At 64.8% G+C, this 16,173-nt stretch carries 4 protein-coding genes, 1 tRNA gene and 3 rRNA genes; 1 reads left to right on the top strand and 7 read right to left on the bottom strand.

Translation table 11 applies throughout. The features are described from left to right. Positions 1 to 124: 124 nt before the first annotated feature. Both AC5DRG_RS38455 and AC5DRG_RS38450 read right to left on the bottom strand, forming a co-directional pair. A complete protein-coding gene (locus AC5DRG_RS38455) occupies positions 125 to 808 on the bottom strand; it encodes a response regulator (protein WP_491804366.1) in 684 nt (227 codons plus the stop codon). 255 nt (positions 809 to 1,063) lie between these two features. After that, positions 1,064 to 6,538, bottom strand: coding sequence for a HAMP domain-containing protein (locus tag AC5DRG_RS38450; RefSeq protein WP_491804365.1), 5,475 nt, complete (start codon positions 6,536 to 6,538; stop codon positions 1,064 to 1,066). A 380-nt stretch (positions 6,539 to 6,918) separates the two neighbouring features. On the opposite strand from AC5DRG_RS38450, the gene AC5DRG_RS38445 reads away from it, so the two are divergent. Further along, positions 6,919 to 9,669 (top strand): SpoIIE family protein phosphatase, encoded by a 2,751-nt coding sequence (locus tag AC5DRG_RS38445; protein WP_491804364.1) that lies wholly within the window; start codon positions 6,919 to 6,921, stop codon positions 9,667 to 9,669. Positions 9,670 to 9,725: 56 nt separating this feature from the next. Here the strand turns inward: AC5DRG_RS38445 and AC5DRG_RS38440 are convergent. The 5 genes from AC5DRG_RS38440 to AC5DRG_RS38420 all read right to left on the bottom strand — a co-directional run bounded on the left by AC5DRG_RS38440 (position 9,726) and on the right by AC5DRG_RS38420 (position 15,854). After that, a tRNA-Thr gene (locus AC5DRG_RS38440) sits at positions 9,726 to 9,801 on the bottom strand. Between the two features lie 96 nt (positions 9,802 to 9,897). Then, positions 9,898 to 10,560 (bottom strand): DegT/DnrJ/EryC1/StrS family aminotransferase, encoded by a 663-nt coding sequence (locus AC5DRG_RS38435; protein ID WP_491813269.1) that lies wholly within the window; start codon positions 10,558 to 10,560, stop codon positions 9,898 to 9,900. A 114-nt stretch (positions 10,561 to 10,674) separates the two neighbouring features. Then, positions 10,675 to 10,791: ribosomal RNA gene (gene rrf / locus AC5DRG_RS38430) — 5S ribosomal RNA — on the bottom strand. A gap of 93 nt (positions 10,792 to 10,884) precedes the next feature. Next, positions 10,885 to 14,007 (bottom strand): 23S ribosomal RNA (locus tag AC5DRG_RS38425). A gap of 319 nt (positions 14,008 to 14,326) precedes the next feature. Continuing rightward, positions 14,327 to 15,854 (bottom strand): 16S ribosomal RNA (locus AC5DRG_RS38420). The 16S, 23S and 5S rRNA genes sit together here, the layout of an rRNA operon. Positions 15,855 to 16,173: the final 319 nt, after the last annotated feature.

Below are 16,173 nucleotides of genomic sequence, written 5' to 3'. Positions count from 1 at the left end.
CCGGTGGAGACGACAGCGGACACGTGTGCTCACTGCTTCACCCGTTCGTGTCGCTCTTGCGGAGGCGGAGAACTGACGCGCGCTCAACCACAACACCCGCGCACCACCGCCCCCGACGCGCGCCTCAGTTCTGCGACGGCACCGTGGGCGTACTCCCCGTGCCCGGTTCCAGGGCGTCCAGCGCCCGGCGGAGCCCGGTGAGTTTGCGTTCGAGATGGGCCGCCGTGGCCACCGCCGCCGCGTCCGCCGACTCGTCGTCGAGCTGCTTGGAGAGCGCCTCGGCCTGTTCCTCGACGGCCGCGAGCCGCGCGGACAGTTCGGCGAGCAGCCCGGCCGGCTCCTTGTCGCCGACAGCGGCCTTGCCGCCACCGCCGCCCTCCAACTGGAGCCGCAGCAGCGCCGCCTGCTCCCGCAGCTGGCAGTTCTTCATGTACAGCTCGACGAACACCGAGACCTTGGCGCGCAGCACCCACGGGTCGAACGGCTTGGAGATGTAGTCGACCGCGCCCGCCGCATACCCGCGGAAGGTGTGGTGCGGGCCGTGGTTGATCGCGGTGAGGAAGATGATCGGGATGTCCCGGGTCCGTTCTCGCCGCTTGATGTGCGCCGCGGTTTCGAAACCGTCCATTCCAGGCATCTGGACGTCCAGCAGAATGACCGCGAAGTCGTCCGTGAGCAGTGCTTTGAGCGCTTCCTCCCCGGACGATGCCCGCACCAGCGTCTGATCGAGCGCAGAGAGGATGGCCTCAAGCGCCAGCAGATTCTCCGGCCGGTCATCGACCAGGAGGATCTTGGCCTTCTGCACCATGGCCCGCCCTCCTCGCCCCGGCAGTGCACCGGGCGCCGCCCCAGAGGACGACTCCCTTGCGTCGCCCGTCCTTGTGCCGGTCATGGTAGCCGCACCCCGCCTGTCGCCACACCCTGTCACCGCGATGTCACTGTGCACGAAGCAGAAACGTAGCGGGAGACCAGAAGGTTCCCCGAATCCCGTACTTCTACACGGCTTCGGCCACACTGAGTCAGCAACTCCGTGTGAACACCGAAGGTTCCCACACGTTTCCCGTCACTCCGCCCGCATCCACTGGTCCATCACCGACAGCAGATGGTCGGGGTCGACCGGCTTCGTCACATAGTCGGACGCACCCGACTCGATCGCCTTCTCCCGGTCGCCCTTCATGGCCTTGGCCGTCAGCGCGATGATCGGAAGACCGGCGAACTGCGGCATCCTGCGGATCGCAGTCGTCGTGGCGTAACCGTCCATCTCGGGCATCATGATGTCCATCAGGACGACCGCCACGTCGTCGTGCTGTTCCAGGACCTCGATGCCCTCGCGGCCGTTCTCCGCGTACAGCACGGACAGTCCGTGCTGTTCCAGGACGCTGGTGAGAGCGAAGACGTTGCGGATGTCGTCGTCGACGATCAGCACCTTCTCGCCGCCGAACCGGATCCCGCGCCGCGGCTGCGGAGCCCCGGACTCCTCCGCGGCCCAGTGCTCCTGCACCGTCTGCGCCTGCGGCAGGGCCCCCTGCCCGGCGCCGGACACGCCCCTGCGACGACGCCTGAAGAGCGCGGCGGCACCGTTCTGGGTCTCGTGGTACGACTTCACCTCGGCCGGCGTCTCGACCTCCACGTCGACCAGGTCGGTCAACTGCGAAGCCGCCGCCAACAGCTCGCCGACCGCCTCGGAGGGGGGCGCGAGCTGCTGGTAGCCCTGCGGCGGCAGTTCGCTGGGGTGCAGCGGCAAATAGAGCGTGAACGTCGATCCACGCCCCGGTTCGCTCTGCGCGTGGATCTCACCGCCGAGCAGCTGGGCGATCTCCCGCGAGATGGACAACCCGAGCCCCGTACCGCCGTACTTGCGGCTGGTCGTGCCGTCCGCCTGCTTGAACGCCTCGAAGATGACCCGCATCTTGCTGGCCGCGATCCCGATACCGGTGTCGGTCACGGAGAACGCGATCAGATCGGCGTCCGCGTCGCGCAGCGAACCGGCCTCCAGAAGCTGCTCCCTGATGGCCATCGGGACGTCGGCTCCCGCCGGCCGGATCACCAGCTCGACCGCTCCGGAGTCGGTGAACTTCACTGCGTTGGACAGCAGGTTGCGCAGCACCTGGAGCAGCCGCTGCTCGTCGGTGTGCAGCGTGGCGGGCAACTCCGGCGACACCCGAACCGACAGGTCGAGGCCCTTCTCCGCGGTCAGCGGGCGGAAGGTGGCCTCCACGTAGTCGACGAGCTGCACGAGCGCGATGCGCGTCGGGGAGACGTCCATCTTGCCCGCCTCGACCTTCGACAGGTCGAGGATGTCGTTGATGAGCTGGAGGAGGTCGGAGCCGGCCCCGTGGATCGTCTCGGCGAACTCGACCTGCTTCGGGGAGAGGTTCCCCTCCGCGTTGTCGGCGAGCAACTTGGCCAGGATCAGCAGCGAGTTGAGCGGCGTACGCAGCTCGTGCGACATGTTCGCGAGGAACTCGCTCTTGTAGCGCATGGACACCGCGAGCTGCTCGGCGCGCTCCTCCAGGACCTGCCGCGCCTCCTCGATCTCGGTGTTCTTGACCTCGATGTCGCGGTTCTGCTGGGCCAGCAGTTCGGCCTTCTCCTCCAGTTCGGCGTTGGACGACTGAAGGGCCTTCTGCCGGTTCTCCAACTCGGCCGAGCGCTCCCGGAGTTGCTCGGTCAGCTCCTGCGACTGCTTCAGCAGCACCTCGGTCTTGGTGTTGACGGAGATGGTGTTGACGCTGGTCGCGATCATCTCGGCGATCTGGTTGAGGAAGTCCTTCTGGATCTGGGTGAACGGAGTGAAGGAGGCCAGCTCGATGACTCCGAGCACCTTCCCCTCGAACAGCACCGGGAGGACGATCACTTGTGCGGGCGGCGCCTCCCCGAGCCCGGAGGAGATCTTCAGATATCCGCTCGGCGCGTTCTCCACGAGGATCGTGCGCCGCTCCTGGGCAGCCGTCCCGATCAGCGCCTCACCGGGACGGAACGACGTCGGCATGGACCCCATCGAGTAGCCGTACGACCCCAACATGCGCAGCTCGTACGCGTCCTCGCCCTCGGCGTCGGCCAGCGGCAGGGCCAGGAAGAACGCGCCGTGCTGCGCGGAGACGACCGGCGTCAGCTCGCTCATGATCAGCGAGGCGACGTCGTCGAGGTCGCGGCGCCCCTGCATCAGGGCGGAGATGCGGGCGAGGTTGCCCTTGAGCCAGTCCTGCTCCTTGTTGGCGATCGTGGTGTCGCGCAGGTTGGCGATCATCTTGTTGATGTAGTCCTGGAGTTCCTGGATCTCGCCGGCCGCGTCGACGTCGATCTTCAGGTTCAGGTCGCCGCGGGTCACCGCGGTCGCCACGCGCGCGATGGCACGCACCTGCCGGGTGAGGTTCCCGGCCATCTCGTTCACGGACTCGGTGAGGTCCCGCCAGGTGCCGTCCACGTCACGCACGCGTGCCTGGCCGCCGAGCTGCCCCTCCGTGCCCACCTCACGGGCGACTCGGGTGACCTCCTCGGCGAAACTGGACAGCTGATCAACCATGGTGTTGATCGTCGTCTTGAGTTCGAGGATCTCACCGCGAGCGTCAATGTCGATCTTCTTGGTCAAGTCGCCCTTGGCGATGGCGGTCGTCACCATGGCGATGTTGCGGACCTGGCCGGTCAGGTTGGACGCCATCTGGTTCACGGACTCGGTGAGGTCCTTCCACGTACCGGCCACACCGGGTACGTGCGCCTGTCCGCCGAGGATGCCGTCCGTGCCCACCTCGCGGGCCACCTTGGTGACCTGGTCGGCGAACGAACTCAGCGTCTTCACCATGGTGTTGAAGGTGTCGGCGAGCTGCGCGACCTCACCGCGCGCCTCGATGGTCACCGTCCGGGTCAGGTCGCCGTTGGCGACGGCGGACGCGACCTGGGAGATGTTGCGCACCTGCATGGTCAGGTTGTTGGCCATCAGGTTCACGTTGTTGCTGAGGTCCTTCCAGATGCCCGTGACCCCCGGCACGTGCGCCTGGCCGCCGAGGATGCCCTCGGTGCCCACCTCGCGGGCCACCCGGGTCACCTGCTCGGCGAAGGACGACAGCTGGTCCACCATCGTGTTGACGGTGCTGACGAGTTCGAGGATCTCGCCCTTCGCGTCGACGGTGATCTTCTTCGACAGATCGCCCTTGGCGACCGCGGTCGTGACCTCGGCGATGTTGCGGACCTGGATGGTCAGGTTGTTCGCCATGAAGTTCACGGACTGCGTGAGGTCCTTCCAGGTGCCGGAGACACCCTGCACCTCCGCCTGACCGCCCAGGATGCCCTCGGTGCCCACCTCGCGGGCCACACGCGTGACCTCCTCGGCGAACGAGGACAGCTGGTCCACCATCGTGTTGAGGGTGTTCTTCAGCTCCTGGATCTCACCACGCGCGTCCACAGTGATCTTCTGCGACAGGTCACCCCGGGCCACCGCGGTCGCGACCTGCGCGATGTTGCGGACCTGGCCGGTCAGGTTGGACGCCATGCCGTTCACGGAGTCGGTCAGGTCCCGCCACACACCGGCGACGCCGGGCACCTGCGCCTGACCGCCCAGCCGGCCCTCCGTGCCCACCTCGCGGGCCACCCGCGTCACCTGGTCGGCGAAGGCGGACAGCTGGTCGACCATCGTGTTGATGGTGTTCTTCAGCTCCAGGATCTCGCCGCGCGCGTCGACGTCGATCTTCTGGGACAGGTCACCCCGGGCCACGGCCGTGGTCACCTGGGCGATCTGCCGTACCTGCGAAGTCAGGTTGCCGGCCATGAAGTTGACGGAGTCGGTGAGTTCCTTCCACGTACCGGACACGCCGTCCACGCGGGCCTGACCGCCAAGGCGGCCCTCCGTGCCCACGTCCCGGGCCATCCGCGTCACCTGGTCGGCGAAGCTCGACAGCTGGTCCACCATCGTGTTCACGGTGTTCTTCAGCTGGAGCATCTCGCCGGACACGTCCACGGTGACCTTCTGCGACAGGTCACCGTTGGCCACGGCCGTCGTCACCTGGGCGATGTTGCGCACCTGCCCGGTGAGGTTCCGGAAGGCCGTGTTGACGGAGTCGGTGAGGTCCTTCCACGTACCCGCCGCCCCCGGCACCTGCGCCTGACCGCCGAGTTCACCCTCGACACCGATCTCGCGCGCCACGCGCGTGACCTCGGCGCCGAACGACGACAGCTGGTCGACCATGCCGTTGACGGTGTTCTTGAGCTCCAGCATCTCGCCGGCGACGTTCACGGTGACCTTCTGCGACAGGTCACCGCTCGCCACGGCGGTCGTCACGGCGGCGATGTCCCGCACCTGGATGGTCAGATTCCGGAAGACCGTGTTGACGGAGTCCGTCAGGTCCTTCCACGTACCCGCCGCGCCCGGCACATTGGCCTGACCGCCGAGCTGCCCCTCGGCACCGACCTCGTTGGCCACACGCGTGACCTCGTCGGCGAAGGTGCGCAGCGTCTCGGTCATCTGGTTGATCGTCTCGGCGAGCTGCGCCACCTCGCCGCGCGCCGACACGGTCACCTTCTGCGACAGGTCACCGTTGGCCACGGCCGTCGTCACCTGGGCGATCCCGCGCACCTGCGCGGTCAGGTTGCCGGCCATGATGTTCACCGAATCGGTGAGGTCCTTCCACACCCCGGCCACGCCCGGCACCTGCGCCTGCCCGCCGAGCTCGCCCTCGGTACCCACCTCGCGCGCGACTCGCGTCACCTCGGAGGAGAAGGACGACAGCTGGTCCACCATCGTGTTGACGGTGTTCTTGAGCTCCAGCATCTCGCCGGCCACATGAACCGTGACCTTCCGGGACAAGTCACCCTTCGCGACCGCGGTCGTCACGAGCGCGATGTCCCGCACCTGCGCAGTCAGCCGGTACGCCATGGTGTTGACCGAGTCCGTGAGGTCCTTCCACGAACCGGACATACCGCGCACCTGAGCCTGCCCGCCCAGCTTGCCCTCGGTACCGACCTCACTGGCCACACGTGTGACCTCGTCGGTGAACGTCGACAGCTGGTCGACAAGGTTGTTGACCGTCCGCCCGACCTTCAGGAACTCACCGCGCAGCGGATGCCCGGCCCCCTCCGACGCCTGCGTCCGCAGCTCCATGCGCGGCGACAGATCACCCTCGGCCACGGCCGACAGCACCCGGCTGACCTCGGAGACAGGCCGTACGAGGTCGTCCACGAGCGCGTTGGAGGCGTCGATGGCGGCCGCCCAGGAGCCCTCGGAGGCCCCCGTCTCCAGCCGTTCCGTGAGCTTTCCCTCACGCCCCACCATGCGCCGCACACGCGACAACTCGCCCGTCAGATGCAGATTGCGGTCGGCCACCTCGTTGAAAACCGCAGCGATCTCCGACATCACGCCGTCACCGGACACCGTGAGCCTCTTGCGGAAGTTTCCGTCACGCATCGAAACCAGGGCCACCAACAGCCTGTTCAGAGACGCTGTGTCCACCTCGGTGGTCCCATTGCGCGGTTTGCCCTGGTTGTTCAGGGACTGTCCGCCCTTCGCGCGCGTCTTCGTGCCCCGCGTCGCTGCGCCAGACTCCACTGTGTCCCTCCCGCAGGGGTCGACCGTTACTGCTGTGCTCGGGTACTGCTAGTCGGCATGCCAGTCACTACTGCGTATTACTGCCCGATTCCGCAGGCCGCACCAGAGGCTGCTGCCCGCTGTACGCAGATGACACCTGGCCTGCCCGGACCTTCACAAGAAGCTTGCCCAGTGTTTCACCCTCGCCGAACCAGGCCATAACAGTTCGGCAGCTTCGCACAACGTCGGCACACCCTCCCGACGTAAACACTGGCGACCGGCATCCGCATGGAGGGCGAAGGTAAGTAACCTGGCATGCGGCTGTCCAGCCACACCGGTTCCGTCCGGCCTGGGCGGTGGCACACGAACGAGCGGGCAGGCATCGGAGGGGCAACCGCACCATGACCACCGGACTGCATCCTGGGGGAACGCCGCAGGATCCCCGGCAGACGGGGAACCAGCCTGTGCCCCGGCAGGCGCCGATCGGCCATGGAGTCCTGCACGCCGACAACAGGTCGAGGAGTTCCGTGATCACCGCGCGCGCGGCCGCCAGCTTCGAGCCCGTAGGACGATCGGTCGCGATCGCGCGGTCCTTCGTCCGGGACACCCTCCAGGGCTGGGGCTTCGCCGACATCGTCGACGACGCCGTGGTCCTCACGAGCGAACTGGTCACCAACGCGGTCATCCACGCGGGCACCGCCGCGGACGTCCTGTGTCTACGCAGTGAAGATGGCGTACGGATCGAGGTGGCCGACCGCTACCCGGAGCGCGAGATCCCCCTCCAGGGCTCACCCGCCAACATGGGCAGCCCCGACCGCGAAGGCGGCCGCGGCCTCCAGCTGTGCGCGGCCCTGGCCGGCCGCTGGGGCGTCGAGTACACACCCACGCAGAAGCAGGTCTGGTTCCAACTCGACCTCCCCGAGCGCCCGGTGGGTGCCCGCACCGCGGGCCCGTCACTCCCGGCCGACCTCCTCCCGCTGGCCGACGGCCGCGTGCGCGTGGCGGTCGTCCAGATCGACCGCAGCGGCACCATCGCCGCGTGGAACGAGGACGCCGAGGAACTCTTCGGCTACGCCGCCGAGCAGGTCACCGGCAAACCGCTCACCGACCTGGCCGCCTGGCCGCACACGCCCGGCACCAGCACGGGCATCGCGGAGGCACTCCAACTCTCCCGCTGGGAAGGCAGTTACGGCATCCGCGGCGCCAACGGCCGGGTGACCCCGGTCTACGCCTCCCACCTCCGCGTCCGCGACACCGGCGGCGAACCCTCGACCGTCTGCCTCCTGGTCCGCAACCACGAACGCGCGGTCCTGCAGACGCCGTTGCGCGGCCCGGCCCCGGACGCCGCCAGCAACCCGGACGGTCAGGCCGCCGACCCCTTCGAGGTCTTCATCGGCTCCCCGGCCCCCGACGACCTCGACGGCCTCCTCCAGCGCACGGTGGAGCGCGCCCGCGACATGCTCGACGGCGACTCCGCGTTCCTGCTCCTGGCCACCGACGACGAAACGGAGTTGGAGGTCCGCGCCTCCACCGGCCTCCCCTCGGCCCGCCAGCGCTTCGCCCGCGTCCCGGTGGAGGCGGGCCCCGGCCGCTACGGCTCGGCCCGAATGCCGGCCGTCCACGAGGACCTCACGGCCGTCCCCGGCGCGGTCCCCCTGCTGAACGGCACGGGCATGCGCTCGGTGGTCACGGTCCCGCTGAAGGTGGAAGGCCGCCTTACGGGTTCCCTGGGCGTCGCAGCCGAGTCCCCCGGCAGATACTCGAACGAAGAGGCCCTGCGCCTCCAATTCGCCGCCGACCGGATCGCGTTGGCCGTCGAGTCTGCCCGTCTGGGCGAGCTGGAGCGCCTGCGCCGAGGCTCGCTCAGCTTCCTGGTCGAGGCCTCCGACCTCCTCGCGGGCACCCTGGACCGTGACCAGACCCTGGCGCTGATGGCCCAGATGACGGTCCCGACCCTGGCGACCTGGTGCGCGGTCTACACGATCGCCGACCAGGCCTCGGAGCCGTATCTGTCGTATGTCCTGCACGAGGACGAGGAACTCATCGACGGCATCAAGTCGTTGCTCTCGAAGATCTCTCCTCCGGACCCGGTACCGACGCCCGGCGCCCGCGTCTGGTCGGCCCCGGCCGCGGCGGCCCACCAGGCGGCCCTGCGCACCTCCATGCGCAGCCTGGGCCTGGGCGAGCCGGCCCGCAGGGTCAGCTCGGGCATCGGCCCGACCCTCGCCACCGCGTCCGCCGTGGGCGGCGAGACGGTGGTCCTCCCTCTGGTCGCCCGCAACCGAGTCATCGGCATGCTGACGCTCGGCAAGCCGACGGACGAACACTTCCGCCAGGAAATCCTGGAGTTGGCCGAGGACCTGTCCCGCAGGGCGGCCCTGGCCCTGGACAACGCCCGCCTGTACTCGGAGCGGACGGCCATCAGCCAGTCCCTCCAGCGCAGCCTCCTGCCCCCGGAACTGCCCGAGATCGACGGCGTCGAGGTCGAGGTCATCTACCGCGCGGCCGGCGAGGGCAACGAGGTCGGTGGCGACTTCTACGACCTCTTCCCGATCCGCGACGGCGCATACGGCTTCGCCATCGGCGACGTCTGCGGTACGGGCCCGGAGGCGGCGGCGGTGACCGGCCTCGCCCGCCACGCCCTCCGCCTGCTGGCCCGGGAGGGCTTCGGCGGCCCCGCGGTCCTGGAGCGCCTGAACTCCGCCATCCTCGACGAGGGCGCCCGCAGCCGCTTCCTGACCCTCCTCTACGGCGAGTTGTGGCCCCAGGAGGACGGCAGCGCCCTGCTGAAGGTGGTCTGCGCCGGCCACCCGCTCCCCTTGCGCCTGCGCCAGGACGGCACAGTCGAACCGGCGGCCGAGCCCCAGCCGCTCCTCGGCGTCATGGAGGACCTGGAGCTGTACGAGCAGATGGTCACCCTCGACCCGGGCGACGTCCTCCTGTGCGTCACGGACGGCGTGACGGAACGCCGCGAGGGCACCCGCATGTTGGGCGACGACGGCCTCACCGACGTCCTCACGACCTGCACGGGCCTCACGGCGGGCGCGGTCGCCGCCCGCATCATGCGCGCGGTGGAACGCTTCGCGTCGGACGCCCCGTCCGACGACATGGCGATCCTGGCGATGCGCGTGCCGGGTATCCAGAAGGACTGAGGGGACTGACGGAGAACACGAAAAAGGCCCCGCCCGAATGGGCGGGGCCTTTTGGCTGGAGCCCCCTAACGGAATCGAACCGTTGACCTTCTCCTTACCATGGAGACGCTCTGCCGACTGAGCTAAGGGGGCCTGTCACCGTTTTCGAGGTTTCCCTCGCGGCAACGGAATAGATCATACCCCGAACAGGCCCGTGTTCCCAACCACGCCTGCTCGCCGACCGATCGGTCAGAAGGCGGCCTGCAACAGTCCCCCGAGGGCATTGCACGCCGACACGATCCGCTGCATGTCCCGCCTCGTCAATGCCGCGTCCACAGGCAGCGCGAGCGTCTCGTCGGCAGCCCGCTCGGTCTCCGGCAAGGACACACACCGACGGAATTCCGGCAGCCGGTGCACGGGCGTCTTCACCGGCACCCGACACTCAACTCCCCTGGCCCGCACGGCCCGCGCGAAGGCATCCCGGTCGGGCCGCCCGTTCCCGGGCACACGCACGATGTACTGCTGGTAGGTGTGCCCGTCGCCCCCATCGGGCGTACGCACGCCCCGCAGCCGCCCATCAAGGTAGGCCGCCCGCTGCCGACGCTGAGCAATCTCGTCGTACGGCGCCACGGACTCCCCCTGCTCCAGCACCAGCAACCCGTACCGCTGCCCGACACCATGCAGCCGAGCGATGTCAGCCGGCCGACCGAAGCGGTGTACGACAACCACGGCCGCCGTCCGCGGAGTTACGGCCGCTTCCACCGCCGACGCGTCAAGGCAGTAAGTCACCGGATGTATGTCGGCGAACACCGGAAGCGCACCAGCCAGGGTCACGGCCTCGGCGACTTCCACGTTCCCGAACGCCGGCACGATGACCTCGTCACCGACTCCGACGCCCGCGGCCCTGAGCATTGCAGCAGTACCCATGTCTCGGATGCTTGTTCCGCAACGTGAACGTCAAGTGACGCCAAACAAAAAAGAGCTGGTCCCTGAACCGAAGTTCGGGGACCAGCTCTTTGAATAATCGTTCGGCGGTGTCCTACTCTCCCACAGGGTCCCCCCTGCAGTACCATCGGCGCTGTAAGGCTTAGCTTCCGGGTTCGGAATGTAACCGGGCGTTTCCCTCACGCTATGACCACCGAAACACTATGAAACTGTGAATACCGCACCGCTGCCGTGACCGTGACAACGGGGTTGTTCGTGGTTTCAGAACCAACACAGTGGACGCGAGCAACTGAGGACAAGCCCTCGGCCTATTAGTACCAGTCACCTCCACCCGTTACCGGGCTTCCAGATCTGGCCTATCAACCCAGTCGTCTACTGGGAGCCTTAACCCCTCATGGGGGTGGGAATACTCATCTCGAAGCAGGCTTCCCGCTTAGATGCTTTCAGCGGTTATCCCTCCCGAACGTAGCCAACCAGCCATGCCCTTGGCAGAACAACTGGCACACCAGAGGTTCGTCCGTCCCGGTCCTCTCGTACTAGGGACAGCCCTTCTCAATATTCCTGCGCGCGCAGCGGATAGGGACCGAACTGTCTCACGACGTTCTAAACCCAGCTCGCGTACCGCTTTAATGGGCGAACAGCCCAACCCTTGGGACCGACTCCAGCCCCAGGATGCGACGAGCCGACATCGAGGTGCCAAACCATCCCGTCGATATGGACTCTTGGGGAAGATCAGCCTGTTATCCCCGGGGTACCTTTTATCCGTTGAGCGACGGCGCTTCCACAAGCCACCGCCGGATCACTAGTCCCGACTTTCGTCCCTGCTCGACCCGTCGGTCTCACAGTCAAGCTCCCTTGTGCACTTACACTCAACACCTGATTGCCAACCAGGCTGAGGGAACCTTTGGGCGCCTCCGTTACTCTTTAGGAGGCAACCGCCCCAGTTAAACTACCCATCAGACACTGTCCCTGATCCGGATCACGGACCCAGGTTAGACATCCAGCACGACCAGACTGGTATTTCAACGACGACTCCCCCTGAACTGGCGTCCAGAGCTCAAAGTCTCCCAGCTATCCTACACAAGCCGAACCGAACACCAATATCAAACTGTAGTAAAGGTCCCGGGGTCTTTCCGTCCTGCTGCGCGAAACGAGCATCTTTACTCGTAGTGCAATTTCACCGGGCCTATGGTTGAGACAGTCGAGAAGTCGTTACGCCATTCGTGCAGGTCGGAACTTACCCGACAAGGAATTTCGCTACCTTAGGATGGTTATAGTTACCACCGCCGTTTACTGGCGCTTAAGTTCTCAGCTTCGCCACCCCGAAGAGTGACTAACCGGTCCCCTTAACGTTCCAGCACCGGGCAGGCGTCAGTCCGTATACATCGCCTTACGGCTTCGCACGGACCTGTGTTTTTAGTAAACAGTCGCTTCTCGCTGGTCTCTGCGGCCACCCCCAGCTCGGAGAGCAAGTCCCCTCACCAGTGATGGCCCCCCTTCTCCCGAAGTTACGGGGGCATTTTGCCGAGTTCCTTAACCATAGTTCACCCGAACGCCTCGGTATTCTCTACCTGACCACCTGAGTCGGTTTAGGGTACGGGCCGCCATGAAACTCGCTAGAGGCTTTTCTCGACAGCATAGGATCATCCACTTCACCACAATCGGCTCGGCATCAGGTCTCACCCTTATACGAGTGGCGGATTTGCCTACCACTCGGGCTACACCCTTACCCCGGGACAACCACCGCCCGGGCTGGACTACCTTCCTGCGTCACCCCATCACTCACCTACTACCACCTTGGGCCGGCGGCTCCACCACTCCCCTCAACTCCGAAGAGATCAGGGCGGCTTCACGGCCTTAGCATTAATGGGCTCGATGTTTGACGCTTCACAGCGGGTACCGGAATATCAACCGGTTATCCATCGACTACGCCTGTCGGCCTCGCCTTAGGTCCCGACTTACCCTGGGCAGATCAGCTTGACCCAGGAACCCTTAGTCAATCGGCGCACACGTTTCCCACGTGTGTATCGCTACTCATGCCTGCATTCTCACTCGTGAACCGTCCACCACTAGCTTCCGCTGCGGCTTCACCCGGCACACGACGCTCCCCTACCCATCCCAGCGGGCGTTGGCCCTCATGCTGGAATGACACGACTTCGGCGGTACGCTTGAGCCCCGCTACATTGTCGGCGCGGAATCACTAGACCAGTGAGCTATTACGCACTCTTTCAAGGGTGGCTGCTTCTAAGCCAACCTCCTGGTTGTCTCTGCGACTCCACATCCTTTCCCACTTAGCGTACGCTTAGGGGCCTTAGTCGATGCTCTGGGCTGTTTCCCTCTCGACCATGGAGCTTATCCCCCACAGTCTCACTGCCGCGCTCTCACTTACCGGCATTCGGAGTTTGGCTAAGGTCAGTAACCCGGTAGGGCCCATCGCCTATCCAGTGCTCTACCTCCGGCAAGAAACACACGACGCTGCACCTAAATGCATTTCGGGGAGAACCAGCTATCACGGAGTTTGATTGGCCTTTCACCCCTAACCACAGGTCATCCCCCAGGTTTTCAACCCTGGTGGGTTCGGTCCTCCACGAAGTCTTACCTCCGCTTCAACCTGCCCATGGCTAGATCACTCCGCTTCGGGTCTTGAGCGCGCTACTGTATCGCCCTGTTCGGACTCGCTTTCGCTACGGCTTCCCCACACGGGTTAACCTCGCAACACACCGCAAACTCGCAGGCTCATTCTTCAAAAGGCACGCAGTCACGAGGATGGAGCAAGCTCCATCCCGACGCTCCCACGGCTTGTAGGCACACGGTTTCAGGTACTATTTCACTCCGCTCCCGCGGTACTTTTCACCATTCCCTCACGGTACTATCCGCTATCGGTCACCAGGGAATATTTAGGCTTAACGGGTGGTCCCGCCAGATTCACACGGGATTTCTCGGGCCCCGTGCTACTTGGGTGTCTCTCAAACGAGCCGTACAGATTTCGACTACGGGGGTCTTACCCTCTACGCCGGACCTTTCGCATGTCCTTCGCCTACCTGTACGGTTTCTGACTCGTCCTGTCGCCGGCAGACGACAGAAGAGAGATCCCACAACCCCGCACACGCAACCCCTGCCGGGTCTCACACGTATACGGTTTGGCCTCATCCGGTTTCGCTCGCCACTACTCCCGGAATCACGGTTGTTTTCTCTTCCTGCGGGTACTGAGATGTTTCACTTCCCCGCGTTCCCTCCACATACCCTATGTGTTCAGGTATGGGTGACAGCCCATGACGACTGCCGGGTTTCCCCATTCGGAAACCCCCGGATCAAAGCCTGGTTGACGACTCCCCGGGGACTATCGTGGCCTCCCACGTCCTTCATCGGTTCCTGGTGCCAAGGCATCCACCGTGCGCCCTTAAAAACTTGGCCACAGATGCTCGCGTCCACTGTGCAGTTCTCAAACAACGACCAACCACCCATCACCCCGAACCAGCAGGTTCGAGTGCACTGGGGCCGGCACTGAAGGCAGCCTCATCGGCCGTACCCTCAGACACCCAACAGCGTGCCCGGCCCGGTCCCGCCCGAAGATCATGCTTTCCACGCCCTCCGAAGAGGGCAGTACTCGCAAGCCTCCGACCCGTGAACCAGACCGAATAATCAACGTTCCACCCATGAGCAACCACCGCAGAACGTTTGCCTGCGTAGTGGCCTCTGACCCGGACAAGTCCGAGTGAGAAGTGCTCCTTAGAAAGGAGGTGATCCAGCCGCACCTTCCGGTACGGCTACCTTGTTACGACTTCGTCCCAATCGCCAGTCCCACCTTCGACAGCTCCCTCCCCGCAAGGGGGTTGGGCCACCGGCTTCGGGTGTTACCGACTTTCGTGACGTGACGGGCGGTGTGTACAAGGCCCGGGAACGTATTCACCGCAGCAATGCTGATCTGCGATTACTAGCAACTCCGACTTCATGGGGTCGAGTTGCAGACCCCAATCCGAACTGAGACAGGCTTTTTGAGATTCGCTCCGCCTCACGGCATCGCAGCTCATTGTACCTGCCATTGTAGCACGTGTGCAGCCCAAGACATAAGGGGCATGATGACTTGACGTCGTCCCCACCTTCCTCCGAGTTGACCCCGGCGGTCTCCTGTGAGTCCCCATCACCCCGAAGGACATGCTGGCAACACAGAACAAGGGTTGCGCTCGTTGCGGGACTTAACCCAACATCTCACGACACGAGCTGACGACAGCCATGCACCACCTGTACACCGACCACAAGGGGGGCACCATCTCTGATGCTTTCCGGTGTATGTCAAGCCTTGGTAAGGTTCTTCGCGTTGCGTCGAATTAAGCCACATGCTCCGCTGCTTGTGCGGGCCCCCGTCAATTCCTTTGAGTTTTAGCCTTGCGGCCGTACTCCCCAGGCGGGGAACTTAATGCGTTAGCTGCGGCACCGACGACGTGGAATGTCGCCAACACCTAGTTCCCACCGTTTACGGCGTGGACTACCAGGGTATCTAATCCTGTTCGCTCCCCACGCTTTCGCTCCTCAGCGTCAGTAATGGCCCAGAGATCCGCCTTCGCCACCGGTGTTCCTCCTGATATCTGCGCATTTCACCGCTACACCAGGAATTCCGATCTCCCCTACCACACTCTAGTCTGCCCGTATCGAATGCAGACCCGGGGTTAAGCCCCGGGCTTTCACATCCGACGCGACAGACCGCCTACGAGCTCTTTACGCCCAATAATTCCGGACAACGCTTGCGCCCTACGTATTACCGCGGCTGCTGGCACGTAGTTAGCCGGCGCTTCTTCTGCAGGTACCGTCACTTGCGCTTCTTCCCTGCTGAAAGAGGTTTACAACCCGAAGGCCGTCATCCCTCACGCGGCGTCGCTGCATCAGGCTTTCGCCCATTGTGCAATATTCCCCACTGCTGCCTCCCGTAGGAGTCTGGGCCGTGTCTCAGTCCCAGTGTGGCCGGTCGCCCTCTCAGGCCGGCTACCCGTCGTCGCCTTGGTGAGCCACTACCTCACCAACAAGCTGATAGGCCGCGGGCTCATCCTGCACCGCCGGAGCTTTCAACCATCCCAGATGCCCGAGACGGTGTTATCCGGTATTAGACCCCGTTTCCAGGGCTTGTCCCAGAGTGCAGGGCAGATTGCCCACGTGTTACTCACCCGTTCGCCACTAATCCCCACCGAAGCGGTTCATCGTTCGACTTGCATGTGTTAAGCACGCCGCCAGCGTTCGTCCTGAGCCAGGATCAAACTCTCCGTGAATGTTTACCGGTAATCCGGTGCACACATCACGAGAGCGGAACAGCCAGGCGGAATAAGCCCGGCCGTTCACAGCGTCCTCGCTGTGTTTTCTTCAAAGGAACCTCGCCACCGGAATAATCCGATGGACGGGGTATCAACATATCTGGCGTTGATTTTTGGCACGCTGTTGAGTTCTCAAGGAACGGACGCTTCCTTTGTACTCACCCTCTCGGGCTTTCCTCCGGGCGCTTCCCTTCGGTCTTGCGTTTCCGACTCTATCAGACCGTTTTCCGATCCGATTTCCTCGGTGCTTTCCAGGTTCCCGCTCTCGCGTTTCCCT

This window comes from Streptomyces sp. JLBG701 (assembly GCF_058544905.1).
The sequence above is the reverse complement of the archived record's forward strand: the minus strand, read 5'-3'. Positions and strand labels throughout refer to the sequence as shown.